1 protein-coding gene is annotated in these 2778 nt (G+C 58.1%); it reads right to left on the bottom strand.

What is annotated here, in order from left to right; genetic code table 11:
• Positions 1–2731 (bottom strand): DUF6531 domain-containing protein (locus tag PZA18_RS23710; RefSeq protein WP_284103371.1); only part of this gene is annotated, 2731 nt, incomplete at its 3' end.
• Positions 2732–2778 lie beyond the last annotated feature (47 nt).

Below are 2778 nucleotides of genomic sequence, written 5' to 3'. Positions count from 1 at the left end.
TACTGCTGTCCGTTGCCCCTTTGATCTGGGTTGCGTAGCGGATGGTCTCGATCTTGCGGCCGGCGCCATCGTACTGGTATTCGGTCAGATAGCCTTCGGCATCGAGCTGGCCGGTGCGCAGACCATCCGCGTCGGTGAAGTAGCGGGTGATGCGGTCCGGTAACGTAGGAATCGTCTTCTTGGTATCGCTATCCGGATCAATGAGTTCCTTCTGATTACGAAAGAACTCCATAACAGATTGGGCGGATAGGTTGGTGTAGGCGCGCAGCTGATCCCGCTGTTTTCCGGCATCCCCATCAGTGCGGGGTTTCGTTGCACCATTTTCGAGAAGGTAGAGTGGCAAATAAGGAATGCCATAGCGGATGGTCTTCAGGACCGCACCGGTGCCGTCGTACACCGTCTCCGTGGCATAGCCATCGGCATCCACGGTGATCGCCGCCCGGCCTCGCTGGTCGTAGAACACCAGATCCAGCCGGTCATCGACCGAGGCTGGGGGCACCACGCCTTTGGCCTGCAGGCCCTCGATGTCCAGATCCAGCAGGATCGGGGTGCCTGCCTGATACAGCTTCCCCATCTGCTCGGCTGTCAGTCGCGTCGCATAGCGGTAGGTATAGGCCAGCTGATTATTGGCGTTGTAGTGGTACTCGACAAACGCCCCGGTCTGATCGACTTCGGCACATTTGAGACCGGCGGCGTTGTAGAACACCCCGGTGTAAACGCCGGTGGCATCGCCAACGACGCGCAGACGGCCCTGGGTATCGTAGGCATAAGAAGTCTTGGCACCGTCCTCGCCATCCAGCTTCAGATCAGAGACCTCAACCCGGCTGACCAGCTCACCGGCCCGGTCGTAGGTCTCGATGGTCTTGCGTACGGTCTTGGCCTTGCCATCGGCCTTCTGGAGCTCGTCGGTAACGGTGATTTGCACCACCAGCCCCGACGCCACTTTGGTATCGTCGCCGCTGTAGTGGCGGGTGGTCAGCGTCGTACCGGTCTTGCTGGTCAACAGGCGCCCCAGGCCGTCGTAGGTGTAGGTGGTTTTTTCACCATTTCCGGCCCAGCTTTGTACCAGTCGACCCGCCAGGTCGTAGACATAACTGGTGGTAACCCCTCCCACCTGACGGCTCTTCAGCTGGCCCAGATCGTCGTACTCGTATTGGCTCTCAACTTTAGTCGCCATCCCCAAATCGCCATCCGAGGTGGTGGTCTGATTACGGGCCCACTCGCCCAATCTGGCGACGGTCTCTACCGCAAGGGGCGCCCCATACTGAATTTCGCTCCGGCGTAAGCCATTTTCGTAGGTGTACTGGGTTAAACGGCCAGCAGGGGTCAGCAGAAAGCGCAGATGACGCTGGTTGTCATAGAAGTAGCGGGTGGTCTGCCCACTGGCCGACGCCAGCTGGTCTGGCTTGACGGGATTGCCATACACCGTCTCGCTCTGCAACAGGTGGCTGGTCGGATCATATTCCCGGGTCGCAATCACATTGCCCTGGCTGTCGGTCTGCTGAGTCCAGTTGCCATAGCCGGCGGCATGCCCGGCATAGAAGGTGGTCACGCCATCTTTGGTGGACTGACTGCTGTCCGGCAACACCGTCACCTTCACCAGATCATTCCTGCCATCGGTGCTGTACTCATACGTGACCTGGCTGCGCCGGCCATCCACCTGCGGCTGGGTAATACTGGCCAGTTGCCCGGTTGCCGAATATTTCAGTTCGGTCGTGGCAGCGGCCGAGGTTGGGGTGTCCAGCTCCGAGTCGCTGATCCAGGTGCGGGTCAGACCGTCGTTATCGTAAGCAAAATGGGTATAGCGCTTGCCTAGCTGCGTCTGTTCCAGAATGTAGCGGACACGATGGTGGGCGTCGTTGTAGTAGGCAATCGATAACTCGCTGCCATCGGGCTGGGTGATCTGGCTGATCCGGCCATCGCTATAGGTGTAGCGGGTGGTATAACCCTTGGTGACGCCCGCTTCCTGCCAGTGGGTGGTGATGCGGACGCTATTGCCATCCAGGGCATAGTCGGTGCCAACGTGACGAGCCAGGTCCTCACCTTTGCCATCCCTCAGATTCAGCTTGTCATCCGCAGCCTTGGCGTTAACGATCCGGATCGACGTGAGCTGGTTGGAACCGTCATAACCAAAGCGGATCACGGCGTTCTCTGTCGCAGCGGCTTTGCGATCTGCCTTGACCTCAGACAGCAAGCCGTCCGACCGATATTCCAGCGTCAGTTTGCGGCCATCGGCATACTCAATCCTGCTCAGGCGATAATTAGAGCCTTCGTAATATTCCTTGGTACCCGTATCGCCATCGGTCCATTCCCAATTGCCATCAGCCTTCTTGATTAGGGTGTCATAGGCTCCGCCACCGGCGGCGCACTCACCGTTTTTGTTGTACTGAGAACGATTGCCATCGCCGTCAATCCGGTACCAGACTAATTCGTTATTAACCGTCTCACTCTCCAGCCGACGGTTAAATCCAAACATCCAGCCATGATCCAGGCCATTGCCCCCGGCCATCTGCCCCTGGCTGTTATAGGTCCGCACCACCTCCGCATCCGGGCCGATGCCTTTCAGTACTTCATCCACCCGCTGGATCACCAGATTGCCATTGGCAGCATTGACATAGATCTGATCCCCGCCCTGCCCGCTGGCAGATTGACCCAGCACACTGCGTCCTCCCAGTGTGTTGAGTGATGTATCGAGCAAACCCTGTCCCTGACCTGTAACGATGGCAACCATTAAATAATCCCTGAATCGATATGAATGTCTGATGCGCGCGCAATATG

Origin of the sequence: Parachitinimonas caeni, from assembly GCF_030129945.1 — a bacterium.
In the GTDB taxonomy this organism is placed as follows: domain Bacteria; phylum Pseudomonadota; class Gammaproteobacteria; order Burkholderiales; family Chitinimonadaceae; genus Parachitinimonas; species Parachitinimonas caeni.
The sequence above is the reverse complement of the archived record's forward strand: the minus strand, read 5'-3'. Positions and strand labels throughout refer to the sequence as shown.